Below are 17,482 nucleotides of genomic sequence, written 5' to 3'. Positions count from 1 at the left end.
TCATATCACAAAACGAATGCAGTAATCCGCTGTTCATCAATGGCTTGTCGGCTTCAGGCTTTTTTCAATTTATTCAACGCAGCTTTTTTATCCTTCTCACTCAACTTCGATTTCTGTACCACCCTGTTTAACTGGTAGCTTACAGATAAGCGAAAATTTCTTGTATTACTGGAACTGAAACTCTCCAGGTTGAAATTAGCACCGTATGTATAGGTTGTATACCGTTGTGGTGTAAATGGATCGATGGCATTGAAACTAACAATCAATCTACGGTCAAAGAAGCGGTGCTGTACGCCGATATTCATATTCACATTACTCCTGCTTCTACCCTGCGGGTTGGCAAAATTGCTGAAACGTACGCTGCCTTCAAAACTGAGTACATTGCTGGGGGTGAATGTATAATTCAAGCTGCTGTAAAAACTATTACCATCTCTGTATTTATACAAAGTTTTTTCAGCATCACTGTAACGGTTCATGGTATAACCCATACTGGTATTGATGCGGAACTGTCTGCTGAAAGTATATCCACCCCAGATACTGGCTTCATATTCTCTCCTATCGGCAATGTTTAACCAGCTTACTTCTGTTTTACCACCACCCACAAGATTACGGATCGAATTGAAAACATCTCTCAGTCTGTTATACCCGATGGACGTATTGATATAATATTTACCCTTGATCCAGCTAACATTCCAATCAAAATTATCAGACAGTGTGGGCCGCAGGTATGGATTACCAAAACGAAGATTATAAGGATCACTGTAATCCACATTCGGGTTCAGTTCTCCAATACCCGGCCTGCGGATGGTGGCTCTATAAACAAGAGACGTATTCAGCGTTTTATTAAACTCTTTTCGTAAGGTAAAATTGGGTAATACATTCCAATAGCCATTGTTCACATTGGAACTGTTGCCTTTAAAAAAAGCGAAACCCATATCGGTATGCTCTGCCTGCACTCCCATATTAATGCGCCATCCTTTGTTCAACTGCAAACCAAAGCCAGCTCTGGCCGTAAATATATCCTGACGAAATTCAAAGTCATTACTGAGCAGATCATTGGATATAAACAAACTGTCTGATTTTCTCAGGAAACTGGTGTTTAGGGAATTATGGAAATAAGAACGGTTATAAGTAACACCTGTAGAGAAATTACTGCCTTTTTTCTTCAATGGCTTATTATAATCAACACGGGCCGAAACCGATCTGTTATAGTTATCGAAGAACTGCGACTGTGTGGAATCAATACCGGTAGGCGACATATCAGGCTGTAAAAACTCCTGAAAAAAGCCACGGTCATTATTGTTCTTATTGAAATTGGCATTCAGGATCACCCTTACAAACTCTGCGGGATTCTTTGCCTTATGCGTATAAGATACAGAGGTATTATGTCCGTACCCTTCCCCATCACTTCTGTTGGTACGTGTACTGTAACGGTAAATCTGTTTGTCTTTATTGATATTGGTAAACGTACTGATACTTTCATTATCAAAATAATTCAGGTTACCCTGATAAGTAATATTCAGCTGGTTTCTTTTATCCAGTTCAAAATCAGACTGAACACGTAGATTAGGCCGGAGATTTTTATTGGTGAAAGATCCTGTGTTATTGAAATAGTTGATGGAATCCTTGTAAATATTTTCTCTTTTGGAATAACTGTTACCGGTTAAAATACTTCCTCCCAGCCCTGCTGTAATATTCAGTGAGAAGGGTTGTGTCCGGTAGCTGGCATTCAACGCAATATTACCTTCTCCCCGGGTACCGCCACTTACAGTGGTTCTTCCCACCCAGCCTATTTTTCCTTTCTTGGTTACAATATTAATCACCCCACCTGTTTCAGTTGCATATTGCGGTGGTGGATTGGTCATGATTTCAATCTTTTCAATGCTGCTTCCGGGAAGACTTTCCAGCAAGTCCTGTAATTGCTGGGCGTTCAGTTCGGTGGGTTTATCATCAATCAGAATTTTGGGTTCCTTTCCTTTGAGTAATATTTTTCCGGTAGGATCATTGTTGACAAGGGGCATATTCTTGAGCAATTCAGCGGTCGTAGCACCGCCACTCAAAGCACTTTCACCAACATTGTAAGTAATCTTATCATCTTTATTTTCAATCAGCGGCTTTTCTGCGTATACAATCACTTCATTCAGTGCACTGGATGCGTCATTGAGTTTAATATCACCAAGGTTAAAATCATATCGCTCCGGCCGAAGAAAGATGCTGTCGATCTGCGTTTCAGCAAAGCCCACCATATTCACCAGTAATCGGTAATAACCCAATGAAAGTTTACTGCATTCAAATGCACCGTTTTTATCGGCTGTTGTATTTATTTTTTTCGAGGTATCAGATAACAATTGCAGTCTTATACTCGCATATGGAAGTGCTTTGCCTGATTTGGCTTCCAGTATATTACCAATGATTAACCCCATTTGTGCGCGGGGTTTATCCTCTGTTTTTTGTGCGGTAAGTGAAGAGGTAATCAGCATGACTACCCACAATAAGTAAATTCTCAAGGTTTATCGATTGCTTGGCAACAAAATAAAGATTATTGGGTTATAAACAGCGCTATTTTAGATAATTGGCCCTATACCCTTTTGAAAATCGGGGAATTGACAGTTTTATCTGCCATATTATATTCGCACCTGAAAAAACTGAAAAGATGTACACTATTTACGGCATCCCGAATTGCGATACAGTTAAAAAGACCTTGAGCTGGATGAAAGAAAAAAACATCCCGTTTACCTTTCATGATTATAAAACCATGGGCATTACAGCAAAAATATTAAAAAGCTGGTGTGAACAGCTAGGCTGGGAAACGATTTTTAATAAGCGCTCTACCACTTACAAAGAACTGGGGCCCGAAAAACAGGCTTCTATCACCAGCGCCGCAAAAGCCATTCCCGTAATGGTTGAACATACCAGCATCATCAAGCGCCCCGTCATCACCAAAGCAGATAAAGTGGTAATGGTGGGATTTGATGCGAAAAAATATGCGGAAGTGGAGTGGTGAAGCGTGAATGGTCAATGGTGAATGAGGTGAGTAGTCAGTAGTGAGTAGCGGTGAAGAAGTTACTTCATGAAACAAACTATTCACCATTGACCATTCACCATTCACTATTTCAGGATTTCCTTTAGTTTCTGCTGTAGAAACTGCTCTCGTAGATCGCGGGCGATAATTTTTCCGTTTGGATCGATGAGCATATTGGCAGGTATACTCTGGATTCGATAGAGTTGCGCTGCAGCATTGCTCCAGTATTTAAGATCACTAACATGTGTCCAGGTAAGGTTATCGGCTTTAATGGCCTGTAACCAGCTGTTTTTGTCCTGATCAAGTGACACACCCAGTACGGTAAAGTTTTTGTCTTTATAGGTATTATATGCCAATACTACATTGGGGTTTTCCATGCGGCAGGGCCGACACCAGCTTGCCCAGAAATCTACCAGTACATATTTACCTTTGAAGGAAGAGAGTGTTACCGGATTACCATCCACATCATTTTGTGTAAAATCAAGCGCCTGTGAACCTACCCTTCCTACCTTGGCATCGGAAATCAATTTCGAAACGGTTTCAGCATAAAAACCTTTCCGGGCTATCGGCTGCAATTCATTGTAACGCGCTTCCAGTTCATCGATGGTTTCATATAGTGGACTTACCGCAAATAAAACAAAAGGACTTACCGGCGATTCGGGATTACTCTTAACATAACTTGCCGCATCTGCCAGTACAATGGCTTTATACTGGTTAAATACACCGATCAGCGAATCTCTTTTCTTAGGTTGATTGGATTGATTGATGACAGATGCGAGGTTATTTAATTTATCTTTTGTGGGATTGAATTTCACCCTGAAACGCTCATAGTCTTTCTGTACTGCAGAGCCTGATACCATAGCCTGATTCAGCTTCGACATATCACCGTCAATGGTCACTTCTTCATTACCAATAAATATATCCAGCATTTCTTTTCTGCCCGAAAAACCCAGCTGTACCAGTTCCGGATGCATCAGTTTTCCCTTTAGTGTAAACTGTCCGTTCTGGGCAGGTGCCGTGGCAATAGTCTGACCATTGATACCATTGATCAAAAAGATATTGGTATTGTTGTCGAGGCCTTTCAGTGTACCCTTTATTACATATTCACCCGAACCACCCTGTGCCAGTAAGGCAAAGGGCATGAGAAGTAAAAAACAGATTTTTTTCATACTTATCTGGAATGTCGTTTTTTCAATATATCAATCACAGACCCTAAGTTATGACCTTTGGCGTTAAGCAAAAGTAAATAATGGAAAAGGAGGTCCGCTGCCTCATTGAGAAAGAGATCGGTATTGTCGTCCTTAGCCTCAATCACCAGCTCTACCGCTTCTTCCCCCACTTTCTGGGCTATTTTATTCATGCCTTTGGAAAACAATTTCGCCACATAAGATTCATCAGGCGAAACCTGCTTACGCAAACGGATGATGTCTTCCAGGTACAAAAGAAAGTCTTCACTGTGGTTTCTTTCGCTCCAGCAGGTATCGGCACCTGTATGACAAACCGGTCCCAGAGGGTGGACCTGTATCAGTAAAGTATCATTGTCGCAGTCTACGGCCATACTTTTCAGTTCCAGAAAATTACCACTCTCTTCTCCCTTTGTCCAGAGACGCTGTTTACTACGGCTATAAAAAGTGACTTTTCCGGTGGCTTCTGTTTTATCCAATGCTTCCTGGTTCATAAAACCCAGCATAAGTACTTTGTGCGTATTAAAATCCTGCACAATGGCCGGTACCAGCCCATCCGAATATTTAGCAAAATCTACTTTCATACAATAGTCATTAATCGGTTCTTAGAATATGAGCAGCGTTCGGGTAGCCTTTAGCAATTAGCTATTAAGAGAGCAAATGGTAACTTAACAGCCTCTCCCCCTCCTCATTTCTCATTTCTCATTTCTTATTTCTTATTCCTCATTTCCTCACCCTCACTCCCTGCCCTGCAAGATACTCTTTCAGTTCGGGTATCGCGATTTCTTTGAAATGAAAAATACTGGCAGCCAGTGCTGCATCGGCTTTTCCTTTGGTAAATACATCTGTAAAATGCTGCATGGTTCCGCCACCGCCCGAGGCAATCACTGGTACCGATAAGGTTTCGGAAAGTGTTGCTGTGATGTCGAGGGCAAAACCCTGTTTGGTACCATCATGGTTCATGGAAGTGAGCAATATTTCACCTGCACCCAGTTCAACAGCCCGTTTCGCCCAGTCCATACATAAAGTATCTGTTTTCACCCTTCCGCCATTCAGGTATACATACCATTGACCATCAGCTTCCTGTTTGGTATCAATAGCCAGTACCACACATTGCGAACCGAATTCTTTTGACAGATCAGCAATCAACTGCGGATTTTTATACGCAGCCGTGTTCACCGAAATCTTATCGGCACCATGTTGTAATAATACCTGTACATCTTCCACACTGCTGATGCCTCCACCTACGGTAAAAGGAATATTGATATGCTGCGAAATGCGGCTCACCAGTTCACTCAGTGTTTTTCTTTTTTCATTGGTCGCTGTAATGTCAAGAAACACGAGTTCATCGGCACCTGTTTTTGCATACAATGCCCCCAGTTCTACAGGATCGCCCGCATCACGTATATTCTCAAAATTCACGCCCTTAACGGTTCTGCCGTCTTTAATATCCAGACAGGGTATAATTCTTTTTGCCAGCATCTTATCCAGATTGAATTTATCTATTAAACTTTGATAATGCCTGTAAGCTGATCCGGTTTTCATAAATCGCTTTGCCCACAATCGCAGCTGAGCAACCCACTTCTCTTAACAATTCCAGGTCACCCATATTACTTACCCCACCACTTGCAATAAAATGCAGGGATGGAAATTTCTCCAAAATCTGTTTGTATAACTGTACAGAGGGCCCTTCCAGTTTTCCGTCCTTACTTACATCAGTACAGAAAAGCTGCTGCACACCATGAGCCATATACTTCTCTATGAAATCATAGATCCATATATCGGTTGTTTCCAGCCAACCTGCCACGGCTATTTTTTCTTCTTTCACATCGGCCCCTAACAGAAATTTGTCTGGCCCGTATTTTTTCAACCATTCAGCAAACAGGGTTTCCTGTTTTACGGCCAGGCTACCAATAGTAGCCAATGCGGCACCTGAATTAAATACAATAGTCAGGTCTTCTTCTTTTTTAATACCTCCGCCAAAATCAATCACCAGAGAGGTTTTAGCTGTCAGCTGTTCCAATACTTTCCAGTTGGTAACAGCCCCGGCTTTGGCGCCATCCAGATCAACCAGGTGCAATCTTTGCAAACCGGCATCCTGAAACTGCAAAGCCACTTCAAGCGGGTTTTCGTTGTAAATGGTTTTCTGCTGGTAATCGCCCTGCGTAAGCCTTACACATTTACCATCAATGATATCTATCGCCGGAATAATCTGCATATACTACGGATCAAATCTTTAAAAAATTAGCTAAAATTTTTTCCCCTGCCTCTGCACTCTTCTCAGGGTGAAACTGAACACCATAAAAGTTGTCTCTGTGTAAAGCCGAGCTATAAGGCTGAACATAGTCAGTAGTCGCTATGGTATGTTCGCCGGTTGCAGCATAATAACCATGTACAAAATAACAGTAACTATTTTCAGGAACCGATTCAAACAACGGTGTTTGCAAGGCACGAATCGTGTTCCATCCTATTTGTGGCACTTTCAGCCCATCCCCTTTTTTGGGGAGAAACAATTTCACTTCCTCATCAAAAATATTCAGACAGTCGGTATTGTTTTCTTCCGAGTGTTTACACATGAGCTGCATGCCCAGACAAATGCCCAGTACAGGTTGTTTCAATCCTGCAATCAAAACATCCAGTTTTCTTTCGCGCAGGTATTGCATGGCCGTACTGGCTTCTCCCACACCCGGAAAAATTACTTTATCTGCCGCAGCTATCTCTTCATGATTGTCGGTAACCTCAGCCGCTACACCTATACGCTCTAATGCATAACGAACCGACTGTATATTACCTGCATTGTATTTTATGATCACCAACTTCATATCTTATTGTAATACCTGTTGAAGAAATTGTTTTGTTGTGGCCCTGATATCTGCCGAATGCTCCAGTGCTTTTATATAGGCAGACCCGATGATGGCTCCATTGGTATATTTACCCGCTGTTTCAAAACTTGCTTTGTCTTTTATACCAAAACCTACCAGTACTGGATTACGCAACGACATATCCTTTAATCGCTGCAAATACGATTCCACGGGCGTAAAATCTTTATCATTACCCGTAGTAGCCGAAGAACTTACTGCATATAAAAAACCACTGCTCAGTGTATCCAGTTTTCTGATGCGCCCCTCACTTGTTTCCGGCGTTACCAGAAAAATAAAATCAAGGGCATTGTTTTTAATGATGCTACCATATATGGTTTCATACTCATACTCAGGCAGATCCGGCAAAATCAGTCCATCTACCCCCACAGCAGCAGCTTCTTTACAAAAACGTTCAAAACCATATTGCAATACAGGGTTCATATACCCCATCAGTATCACCGGAATATTTGTTTTTAACCGAAGTTCCTTTAATTGCTCAAAAAGCACTTCAATACTCATACCATTCTGCAATGCAATGGTACTGCTTGCCTGTATAACCGGACCGTCTGCCAACGGGTCGCTGTAAGGCATACCGAGTTCTATCAGGTCTGCACCGTTTTGCTCCAATGCGAGTATCACTTCAAGTGTATCCTGTAACTTAGGATAACCTGCTGTACAATACACATTCAGTACCCTTTGTTTTTTTCGGTGGAATAATTGTTGAATCCTGCTCATCAGTGCTACATTGTTTTATAGGTGTTGCATATAAGTTGCCAGGTCTTTATCGCCTCTTCCGCTCAAACAAACCACCACCCGGTCGGTACTTTTCAAATTGAGTTTATCAAGTATGGCAAATGCGTGTGCCGTTTCCAATGCCGGTATAATACCTTCTGTTTTGCTTACATGAAAAGCAGATGCCAATGCTTCTTCATCTGTAGCACTAAGGAATACGCCTCTACGACTTTCAAATAAATACGCATGCAGTGGTCCGATACCCGGATAATCGAGGCCAGCAGAAATACTATGTGGTTCAATTACCTGACCGTCTGCCGTTTGCATCAATAAACTTTTACTGCCATGCAAAATACCGGGTTTACCCAACTGGGTAGTGGCTGCACTCATACCGGTATGTACACCATGACCGGCTGCTTCTACCGCTACCAGTTTTACTTCTTTTTCATCAAGGAAATGATAAAATGCACCTGCTGCATTACTACCGCCTCCCACACAGGCTACTACATGGGTAGGTAATTCAGTACCTGTTTTTTCAAGTAACTGTTGTCTGGTTTCTTTGCTGATAACACTTTGAAACCTTGCCACCATATCCGGATAAGGATGCGGCCCCACCACACTTCCAATAATATAATGTGTATCATGCGGATTATTGATCCAATCTCTGATGGCTTCATTGGTAGCATCTTTCAAAGTCTTACTGCCACTGATGGCGGGTACTACCGTGGCACCAAGCATTTTCATCCTTGCCACATTAGGTGCTTGCCTTTCTATATCTTTTTCACCCATGTATACAATACACTGCATACCTTTCAATGCGCACACAGTAGCGGTAGCCACGCCATGTTGCCCCGCTCCGGTTTCTGCAATGATCCTTGTTTTACCCAATCTTCTGGCCAGTAATATCTGACCAATGGTATTGTTGATTTTGTGTGCGCCTGTATGACACAAGTCTTCTCTTTTCAGAAAAATAGTAGCTCCCAGTTCCTCACTCAATCTCTCTGCATGAAACAAAGGTGTGGGCCGGCCTACATAATCTTTCAGCAATGCCTCAAATTCTGCTTTAAAATCAGGCTCCTGCATAATCGTCAGGTACTGTTCCCTCAGTTCTGCAACATTTCTATGCAACATCTCCGGTATATAGGCTCCACCAAACTGGCCATAATACCCCTGCGCATCCGGTTGCTGATAAGTTGTTACCATTGCTTATAATTGTTTTACTGCTTTTACAAATTTTTCAACTGCCATCATATCTTTCAATCCGGGAATGGTTTCAAACTTGCTGTTCACATCAATCGAAAAAAGATCCTTTGCAACGGTATCTTTCGAAAATGATGCCAATCCTTCCACATCATCCGGTCCGATACCTCCACTCAGAAAAAAAGATTTGTTGATACGGAGCCCTTGCAACATAGACCAGTTGAATTTTTTCCCTGTTCCGCCATAACCCGTTCCATCTGTATCAAATAAAAACATATCGGCTATATCCTGATAATCTTTCACCTTCCATAATACCTGATCATCGTCTCTTAACCTGAACGCTTTGATGACACCTACATAATCGGCGACTTTTTCACAATATTTGGGCGTTTCGTCTCCGTGTAACTGTACAAGATGCAAACCACAATCGTCTACTGTCTGTAACAATTCTTCAACCGGAGCGTTCACAAATACCCCTACTTTATTAATATGCTGTCCTTTTATTTTTTTGATATCCGGTCTTGACATATGCCTGAACACATAACGGGGCGATTTGGGATAAAAGATGAATCCGGCAAATTCAACGCCCATTGTATCCAGTTGCATTACTTGTTCGGTATTGGTCATACCGCAGACCTTAATTCGCATATTAGTTTGCTTTTAGTTGACATACAAAATCAGCAAAAGCAACCGAAGGCTTGGGTTCCCGCATAAAGTTTTCTCCGATCAGAAAACCCGAAAATCCCGCATTGCGTAAAGTTACGATAGTATCTACATTACTGATTCCACTTTCTGCAATAGCAGGTTTTCCGGCCGGAATATGTTCAATGAGCTGCAAAGAAGTCTGAATATTTACTTCAAATGTTTTCAGGTTTCTGTTGTTTACACCTACCATATCTACCATATCATTAATGTGGTTTAATTCTTCCGCATTATGTATCTCCAGTAATACTTCCATACCCAGCCCTTTGGCACAGGCACCTAATGTACTCACTTCTTCCGGACTTAAACAGGCAGCAATCAGTAGAATAACATCAGCTCCCATGGCTTTGGCCTCGTATACCTGGTATTCATCAATCATAAAATCTTTACGAAGGATGGGTACCTGATTGAAGCGGGCTTTATGCAGATCCTCTGTATTACCACCAAAAAAATCTGTATCAGTGAGCACCGATATGCCTGCGGCATGCTTTGCGTAAGCTTCTGTTACTTCTTCTACGGATGCTGTTGCATTGATGATACCTTTTGAAGGCGACTTCCGCTTAAACTCAGCAATAATACCTGTTCGGCTGGTATCGGCCAGAAAGCCCGTGAGGGAAAAACAGGACCTTGCAAAATAGGTTTCCTGTTCCAGTTGGGTTAAGGAAATAGCGGCCTTACGAGTGGCTACTTCTTTTCTTTTCTGCGCAATAATAGTATCTAATATATTCATGGTTATTGCAGGTTGATGAGTTGCTCCAATGCGGAATATGCTTTTTTACTTTCCAGACTTTCTACAGCGGCGGCATATGCGGTTTCATAATCTGAATACTTGCCCGTACAGAAAAGAGCCATGGCTGCATTGGCCAGTACCACTGCATTCTGCGCCCAGCTACCTTCGCCTTTAATAATGCGCAGGAATAATTTAGCCGCTTCTTCCACTGTATTACCACCATAAATATCCTGTGCCGTTACCGTTCGTTTACCCAATTGTTCGGGTGTCATAATTTTCTCCCCTTCATTGGTAATTACCTTGGTATCATTGGTCAGGGATATTTCATCATAACCATCGAGGCTATGAATGATGGTAAAGGCTTTACCGGTTTGCTGAAGCAGGTAGTTGTAAATCCTTGCCATTTCCAGGTTGTAGACACCTACCAACTGATAGGCGGGTGCGGCCGGATTCACCATGGGACCAAGCATATTGAAGAAAGTGCGCACACCCAGGTTTTTACGAACAGGGCCCACCACTTTTAATGCCGGGTGAAAGAGTGGCGCGTGCAGAAAACAGATATTAGTTGTTTCCAGTTCACGTTTTAAATGATCGGTATTATGCTTGAACTTATACCCAATCTGTTCCATAAGGTTGGAAGCACCACTCACAGAAGATGCCCCATAATTACCATGTTTGGCAACCTGCTGACCCGCACCTGCTACAATAAAACAGGAAAGTGTGGAAATATTAAATGTGTTCTTTCCATCTCCACCCGTACCAACAATATCCATCACATCATGCCCGTTCAGGTCCACTTTAATAGAAAGTTCCAGCAGCGCATCTCTGAAACCCTGCAATTCTTCTATGGTAACGCTACGCATCAGGAATACAGTAATAAAAGAAGCGATTTCAGATTCATTAAACTGACCAGACGACATCTGCAGTAATACTTCTCTCGCTTTTTCTCTGCTGAGTGTTTTGTGTTCGAAAAGGTATTGTAATATTTTTTTCATACGATTGTAAAATTCAACATGCAAAAATGAAAAGGCAAACAACTTTACGCTTTCAGCCAGTTACGTAACATTTTTTCTCCATCGGGTGTGAGCACACTTTCAGGATGAAACTGAACACCCTGCACATCATATTTTCTATGCTGCATAGCCATGATATAATTTTGTTGGTCCCTGGCAGTTACTTCCAGTTCAGCAGGAAAACCCTCTTCACTCACCACCCAGCTATGGTAACGGCCTACCAACAATTCATTACTGAAACCCTGAAAAACATCATTAGCCTTTGTCTCGCTACGTCCAGGCACCAGTTGAATATCGGTGGCTACACCATGGTATACGGAACTGAGATTGGTAAGACTACCGCCGAATGCCTCGGCAATGGCCTGATGCCCCAGACACACACCCAATATTGACTTTGAATCAGCATAGGCTTTGATTAATGGCACCAGCAACCCTGCTTCTGAGGGTACTCCCGGACCTGGCGACAGAATAATCTTATCAAAAGCATCCACCGACTCCAGTGCTATCTCATCGTTTCTTTTTACCGTTACTTTCCCATGTATAATCTTCTCTACCAGATGAACAAGGTTGTAGGTAAAAGAATCGTAATTATCAAAAACAAGAATATTCATCGGGGCTGATTTTTTGATTGTTCAATCTGTGATTCTTTGATTTTCATTTTTTATTTTTTTAAAAAGACTTTCTGAAAATTTTGACTTTTGAATTTCTATACCCTTCTTTAATTGCCTGCTACCTCACCCGCAATCCCAATAGCTGTTTTTAAGGCATTCAGTTTATTATTCACTTCCTGCAATTCACTTTCCGGATTGGACGCGGCTACTACGCCTGCACCTGCCTGATAGTAGAGCGTATTGTTTTTACTCAGGAAAGTACGGATCATAATGGCGTGGTTGCAACTGCCATCAAAACCCATAAACCCGATCGCACCCCCATAATAACTTCTTGCTGTGGGCTCATAAGTATCAATCAGTTCCATGGCCTTAAATTTCGGCGCACCACTCAATGTACCTGCAGGAAAGGTTTTGGCCAGTATTGAAAACGGGTTGTGTGCGGCTGGCACTTTCCCCTGTACTTCGCTTACCAGATGAATCACATGGCTATAGTATTGTACCTGTCTGTAATGGCTCACCGCTACATCGGTGCAGGCTCTGCTGAGATCATTCCGTGCGAGGTCAACCAGCATTACATGTTCTGCATTTTCTTTGGCATCATCCAGCAGTCGGGCTGCCATCTGCTGATCTACCTCATCATCGCCTGTTCGCTTAAAAGTACCTGCGATAGGATGTACTATGGCTTTACCCTGCTGTATAATCAGTTGTGCCTCGGGAGATGAGCCCATGAGTTTATACTCACCATAATCAAAGAAAAATAGATAAGGTGATGGGTTCACGGTACGCAATGCGCGGTATACATTAAACTCATCGCCGGTAAATGATTGCTGGAAACGCCTGCTCAATACAATCTGAAATACGTCACCACGCAAACAACTTTGTATCCCTTTCGCTACCATAGTACGATAATCATCATCGGTCATATTGGATGTTTCTGCTCCGCTCACAGCAAATGGATATACAGGTACATCCTTACTTCTGATCAGGGATTCTACTACCGTCAATTCAGATTCTAGTCCGGCAATCTTGTTTTCGCAGATAAACAATTCATCTTTATAATGATTGAACACAATCACATACTGATAGAGTCTGTAACGCATTAAAGGGATGGCGGTTGTTTCAGTTGCTGGTTTTTGTAACTGAACCGTATCAAAAAAACCAACCGCATCAAAAGAGCTGTATCCAAAAAGTCCCTGCGCAAAAGCGGCTTCTTTCTGTGTTGACTTTACCACGTCAAAGCGCTGCATAAAATTCCAGAGCTGATCAGGAACGGCCGACCTATCAGTAATACTTAATTTTTCAGGCTGTTCTGCAGGCAGTTTTATTTCCATGGTTGCTGCCGTCCGTATTTCAATGCCTCCAATGGCATTGATGCAGATAAAGGAATAACTGTTATCAGCTGCATGGTGGTCGGTACTTTCCAGTAAAACCGTATCCCGGAAGCGATCACGGATGCGCAGGTAAATACCTACCGGCGTGTATACGTCTGCCAACATTTTTTTTACACTCGTTTCAAGCTGGATCTTTTTCATATTTATTTTTTGGCACTGAACAGATAACAACAAAAAACCCCGACAAATTCTGTCGGGGTTTCTGAATATGATTCATACAGTACTGGCTACGCCATTACATTCCCCGATCGGAGTTTGTATGCCACCACCACTGATTATTAATTATTCTGTTCATTGTGTTGCAAAAATGGGGCAGTTGATGTATACAAACAAATTTTTTTTCTTTGATAGTTTGTTATTTTCAGCAAAACCGATACATGATGGTACAGTTTAGGCATTTTCTCATGCTGCTGTTTAGTGTTTGTCTGTGTTTTTCTATAAAAGCACAAACAACCGATAGTTTTATTCTGATCAAAGCAGATCGTGTATTTGATGGTGAACAAATGCATAGCGGCTGGGCCATTCTCGTAAAGGGCAAAACGATTGTGGAAGCCGGCCCGCTGGAAAGCTTATCTGCCCGGCAAGGACAAATAACCATTGACCTGAAAGGAAAAACCCTGTTGCCGGGGCTGATAGAGGGACATTCACACCTGCTTCTCCACCCTTACAATGAAAACAGCTGGCAAAATCAGGTATTGGAAGAGTCTGAAGCCGAAAGGGTGGCAAGAGCCGTAAACCATGCCCGTGCCACTTTACTGGCCGGATTTACCACAGTAAGAGATCTCGGATCGGAAGGAGCAGGCTATGCAGATGTAGGCCTGAAATCAGCCATAGAAAAAGGTATTATACCCGGCCCCAGGATGTTGATAGCTACCCGTGCCATTGTTGCCACCGGGACTTATGGCCCTAAACTCGGTAATACCAGCCATCTACTGGTAAAAGCTGCTGCGGAAGCAGATGGTGTAGAAGGACTTACCAGAGAAATCAGGCAGCAGATAGGTAATGGGGCCGATCTGATAAAGCTGTATGCCGATTACCGCTGGGGGCTGAATAATAACTCCGCTCCTACATTTACCCTGGAAGAAATGCGCAAGGCTGTGGAAGTAAGTGCGAGTTCTGGCAGACAGGTAGTGGCGCATGCAAGTACCATTGAAGGTATGAAAAGAGCTACACTGGCGGGCGTTAGCACCATTGAACATGGCGATTATGGTAATGAAGAAGTATTTGATCTGATGTTCACCTATAAAACAGCTTTATGTGCCACGCTGAATGCCGCAGAAGCCAGCGCCTCTTATAACGGATGGAACAAACAAACCATGCAGCCTACAGAACGTATTCAGGCAAAAAAGAAAAGTTTTCAGCTGGCTTTACAAAAAGGTGTTACCATCTGTTTCGGCGGTGATGTGGGTGTTTTCAAACATGGCGACAATGCCCGTGAAATGGAGCTGATGGTGGAATATGGTATGACCTCACTAAAAGTTCTTCAGTCTGCTACATCTGTCAATGCAAAGGTTTTTGGTATGGCCCATAAAATCGGAAAACTGCAGAAAGGATTATTGGCTGACATTGTTGCAGTAGAAGGTAACCCGGTAGAAAATATAGCTGCCATGAGAAAAGTTTCCTTTGTTATGAAAGAAGGCATCATTTATCTGCAACCATAAATAAAAAAACATGCGTACAACATTTCGGTTATTACTGATCAGTTTTGTCCTGATACTTCCTGCCACAGTTTTAGCTATGCAACGCCATGATGCCGATGCCATTATTGGTACATGGATAAACGCTTCGGGTAAAGGACATATACAGATTTACAAACAAGGCAATAAATACTATGGAAAACTGGTATGGCTGAAAGAACCCAATGACGAAAAAGGTGCTCCGAAAATGGATATCAAAAATCCGGATGCTGCACAAAGAAACAAACCATTACTGGGCTCCATCATTCTTCGTGACTTTGTATTTGATGATGATGAATGGAACGGTGGCAGAATTTATGATCCGCAAAACGGCAAAGACTACAAATGTTTTTTACGTTTAAAAGATCTTAAAACCTTAAGCGTAAGAGGTTATATAGGTGTATCACTTTTGGGCAGAACAGAAACATGGACTCGTATCAATTAACACCGGTTGAAAAAAGAAATACTGATATTACCCGCACACATCATTGAACAAGACAAATGGGACCAATGCATTGCCAAACATGCAAACGGACTCATCTACAGTCGCTATGATTACCTCTCCAATATCTGCGATAACTGGCATGGTATCGTGATCGGAGATTATGAAGCGGTGATGCCATTACCCTGGAGAAAAAAATATGGACTCCGCTATTTTTATACACCACCTTTCATACAGCAGCTCGGATTAACCGGTAATACCGAAAAAATAGATCTGGAACTGTTAACAAGAGAGATAAGACAGTTTGCATGGTATGGCGATCTGATGTTCAATTTCAGCAATAGCGGTTTGGCAGAAGCGGTGAAGGCCAAACAGAAAATCAATTTCATCATTACGCTGAAAAACGGGTATGATAAAATTCATGAAGCCTATAGCCATGACCTCAAACAAACTTTACAAAAAAAACACCCGGGCTTAATCTATACCAGTGAAAATGATTTTCTCGCAGCCATAACAGCTTACCAGCAAAATTATGCTTCCAGAATGCCGCATATCCATACAGATTGTTTTTCCAGATTCACCTTGTTGTGTAGACAGCTTTCTCAGGAAGGCAATTGCCTTGTAAGATCGGTACGCAATGAGAAAGGAGACATCTTATCGAATGTATTGCTTTTAAAAGACAATAAACGAATCTATCATCTTATTAACACCACCATTACGGAAGGCAGGCAAATGCATAGCAATCATTTACTACTTGATCAGCTGTTAAGAGAATTATCAGGCAGGGATCTGCTATTCGATTTTGAGGGCTCGGAACTGGAAGGTGTGAGGACTTTCTATAAAAAATTCGGTGGATACTCACAGCCCTATTTTCATTACACCCGCAACATTCTGAAAGGGTATTAAATACAATATCCATTTGCATCATCCTTTCAATTCAGCAAACCTCCCTTTCTACCCTTCATCCTGTAAAAGGAAATGATAAGTCTTTACAGGGAGAAAGAAAGAAAGAAATGGAGATTATTTCTGGGAGATAGATGCCAGTATTTGTTCAGCCACCAGCAGATCTGCAGGTCGGGTAATTTTTATATTGTTGTAATCCCCTTCTATCAGGTGCACTTCCCTGCCTGAAGCTTCCACCACAGTAGCTTCATCGGTAAAGCTTTCTTCATAGGGTCTGTCGAAAGCAGGCACCAGCCATTCACTCAAAAAAGTCTGGGGTGTTTGTATGATCCTTACGTTGTTTCTGTCAGTTACCTGATGTTTGCCTTCCTGTACAATGCGTATACTGTCGGTTGCTGCCACAGCAGGCACAGCACTACCCATGCGAAGGGTCTGTTCATAACAACGTCTGATCAGATCGCTGCTCACCAAACACCTTACTCCATCATGAACAAATACCACTGAAGGATGATGAATCAGTGCCAGTCCGTTTTTAACGGATTGAAAACGGCTATCACCACCTTTCGTAAGGGTAACCCGATTAGCAGCCTGCAAATCTGCTACAATAGCACGGCCGGTTTCGAAATGTTCTTCCGGCAAAACAAGTATCACGCTGAGATCATCCCATGTATGTAAAAAAGAATAGAGGGTATGATACAGCAAGGGCTTCCTATTCAATAAGAGGAATTGTTTGGGTATGGATGCACCCATTCTTTGTCCACTTCCACCGGCAACTATTACGGCTATTTTCTGCATATGGTTTCTCCAAAAAAAGAGGGCTACAAAAGTAGCCCCTCCTTTTCTCATGTGTATCAGTTCAATCCAAATATAATTATTTACCGATCAAAAACGATCTTTCACCTTGACTTTTTTTTACATGTCAATGGTCAATGGTCAATGGTCAATGGTCAATGGTCAATGGTCAATGGTCAATGGTCAATGGTCAATGGTCAATGGTCAATGGTCAATGGTCAAT

The 17,482-nt window shown here is 42.2% G+C and carries 18 protein-coding genes; 4 read left to right on the top strand and 14 right to left on the bottom strand.

What is annotated here, in order from left to right:
* Positions 1–53: 53 nt before the first annotated feature.
* A complete protein-coding gene (locus BC659_RS12630) occupies positions 54–2,507 on the bottom strand; it encodes a TonB-dependent receptor (RefSeq protein WP_133475161.1) in 2,454 nt (817 codons plus the stop codon).
* Between the two features lie 146 nt (positions 2,508–2,653).
* On the opposite strand from BC659_RS12630, the gene BC659_RS12625 reads away from it, so the two are divergent.
* Positions 2,654–3,004 carry a Spx/MgsR family RNA polymerase-binding regulatory protein gene (locus tag BC659_RS12625; RefSeq protein WP_133475160.1) on the top strand — a complete coding sequence of 117 codons (351 nt, stop codon included), beginning with the start codon at positions 2,654–2,656 and terminating at the stop codon, positions 3,002–3,004.
* 104 nt (positions 3,005–3,108) lie between these two features.
* On the opposite strand, the gene BC659_RS12620 is transcribed toward BC659_RS12625, so the two are convergent.
* The 12 genes from BC659_RS12620 to BC659_RS12565 all read right to left on the bottom strand — a co-directional run bounded on the left by BC659_RS12620 (position 3,109) and on the right by BC659_RS12565 (position 13,587).
* On the bottom strand, positions 3,109–4,191 hold the full coding sequence (locus BC659_RS12620; protein ID WP_133475159.1) for a TlpA disulfide reductase family protein: 1,083 nt from the start codon (positions 4,189–4,191) through the stop codon (positions 3,109–3,111).
* A 2-nt stretch (positions 4,192–4,193) separates the two neighbouring features.
* Positions 4,194–4,790, bottom strand: a complete 597-nt coding sequence (gene hisIE / locus BC659_RS12615) for a bifunctional phosphoribosyl-AMP cyclohydrolase/phosphoribosyl-ATP diphosphatase HisIE (RefSeq protein WP_133475158.1) — start codon at positions 4,788–4,790, stop codon at positions 4,194–4,196.
* A 139-nt stretch (positions 4,791–4,929) separates the two neighbouring features.
* Entirely contained in the window at positions 4,930–5,751 is an 822-nt protein-coding gene (gene hisF, locus BC659_RS12610; protein ID WP_281277256.1) for an imidazole glycerol phosphate synthase subunit HisF, read from the bottom strand.
* On the bottom strand, positions 5,705–6,424 hold the full coding sequence (gene hisA / locus BC659_RS12605) for a 1-(5-phosphoribosyl)-5-[(5-phosphoribosylamino)methylideneamino]imidazole-4-carboxamide isomerase (protein ID WP_133475157.1): 720 nt from the start codon (positions 6,422–6,424) through the stop codon (positions 5,705–5,707). Before hisA ends, hisF begins: the two co-directional genes overlap by 47 nt.
* A 10-nt stretch (positions 6,425–6,434) precedes the next feature.
* Positions 6,435–7,028 (bottom strand): imidazole glycerol phosphate synthase subunit HisH, encoded by a 594-nt coding sequence (gene hisH, locus BC659_RS12600; protein WP_133475156.1) that lies wholly within the window; start codon positions 7,026–7,028, stop codon positions 6,435–6,437.
* Between the two features lie 3 nt (positions 7,029–7,031).
* A complete protein-coding gene (gene trpA / locus BC659_RS12595) occupies positions 7,032–7,802 on the bottom strand; it encodes a tryptophan synthase subunit alpha (protein WP_133475155.1) in 771 nt (256 codons plus the stop codon).
* A gap of 15 nt (positions 7,803–7,817) precedes the next feature.
* Positions 7,818–9,002 carry a tryptophan synthase subunit beta gene (gene trpB, locus BC659_RS12590; protein ID WP_133475154.1) on the bottom strand — a complete coding sequence of 395 codons (1,185 nt, stop codon included), beginning with the start codon at positions 9,000–9,002 and terminating at the stop codon, positions 7,818–7,820.
* A gap of 3 nt (positions 9,003–9,005) precedes the next feature.
* The gene (locus BC659_RS12585; protein ID WP_133475153.1) at positions 9,006–9,647 is read right to left on the bottom strand and encodes a phosphoribosylanthranilate isomerase; all 642 of its coding nucleotides are present in this window, start codon (positions 9,645–9,647) and stop codon (positions 9,006–9,008) included.
* A gap of 1 nt (position 9,648) precedes the next feature.
* Entirely contained in the window at positions 9,649–10,431 is a 783-nt protein-coding gene (gene trpC / locus BC659_RS12580) for an indole-3-glycerol phosphate synthase TrpC (protein WP_133475152.1), read from the bottom strand.
* Between the two features lie 2 nt (positions 10,432–10,433).
* Positions 10,434–11,426 carry an anthranilate phosphoribosyltransferase gene (trpD, locus tag BC659_RS12575; protein WP_133475151.1) on the bottom strand — a complete coding sequence of 331 codons (993 nt, stop codon included), beginning with the start codon at positions 11,424–11,426 and terminating at the stop codon, positions 10,434–10,436.
* A 44-nt stretch (positions 11,427–11,470) separates the two neighbouring features.
* Positions 11,471–12,055, bottom strand: a complete 585-nt coding sequence (locus tag BC659_RS12570; protein WP_133475150.1) for an anthranilate synthase component II — start codon at positions 12,053–12,055, stop codon at positions 11,471–11,473.
* Between the two features lie 107 nt (positions 12,056–12,162).
* The gene (locus BC659_RS12565) at positions 12,163–13,587 is read right to left on the bottom strand and encodes an anthranilate synthase component I family protein (RefSeq protein ID WP_133475149.1); all 1,425 of its coding nucleotides are present in this window, start codon (positions 13,585–13,587) and stop codon (positions 12,163–12,165) included.
* 236 nt (positions 13,588–13,823) lie between these two features.
* Between BC659_RS12565 and BC659_RS12560 the strand changes: the two genes are divergently transcribed.
* Genes BC659_RS12560 through BC659_RS12550 form a run of 3 tightly spaced genes read left to right on the top strand, consistent with a single transcriptional unit; the run spans position 13,824 to position 16,470 of the window.
* On the top strand, positions 13,824–15,107 hold the full coding sequence (locus tag BC659_RS12560; RefSeq protein ID WP_246027138.1) for a metal-dependent hydrolase family protein: 1,284 nt from the start codon (positions 13,824–13,826) through the stop codon (positions 15,105–15,107).
* Between the two features lie 10 nt (positions 15,108–15,117).
* Positions 15,118–15,567, top strand: coding sequence for a DUF2147 domain-containing protein (locus BC659_RS12555; RefSeq protein ID WP_133475148.1), 450 nt, complete (start codon positions 15,118–15,120; stop codon positions 15,565–15,567).
* Between the two features lie 6 nt (positions 15,568–15,573).
* Positions 15,574–16,470 (top strand): GNAT family N-acetyltransferase, encoded by an 897-nt coding sequence (locus BC659_RS12550; protein WP_133475147.1) that lies wholly within the window; start codon positions 15,574–15,576, stop codon positions 16,468–16,470.
* A gap of 114 nt (positions 16,471–16,584) precedes the next feature.
* Here BC659_RS12550 and BC659_RS12545 read toward each other — a convergent pair whose 3' ends face one another.
* Positions 16,585–17,313, bottom strand: a complete 729-nt coding sequence (locus tag BC659_RS12545; RefSeq protein ID WP_246027137.1) for a 2-C-methyl-D-erythritol 4-phosphate cytidylyltransferase — start codon at positions 17,311–17,313, stop codon at positions 16,585–16,587.
* Positions 17,314–17,482 lie beyond the last annotated feature (169 nt).

Source organism: Sediminibacterium goheungense, assembly GCF_004361915.1.
Classification (GTDB): Bacteria; Bacteroidota; Bacteroidia; order Chitinophagales; family Chitinophagaceae; genus Sediminibacterium; species Sediminibacterium goheungense.
This window is presented reverse-complemented; position numbering and strand designations above follow the sequence as displayed.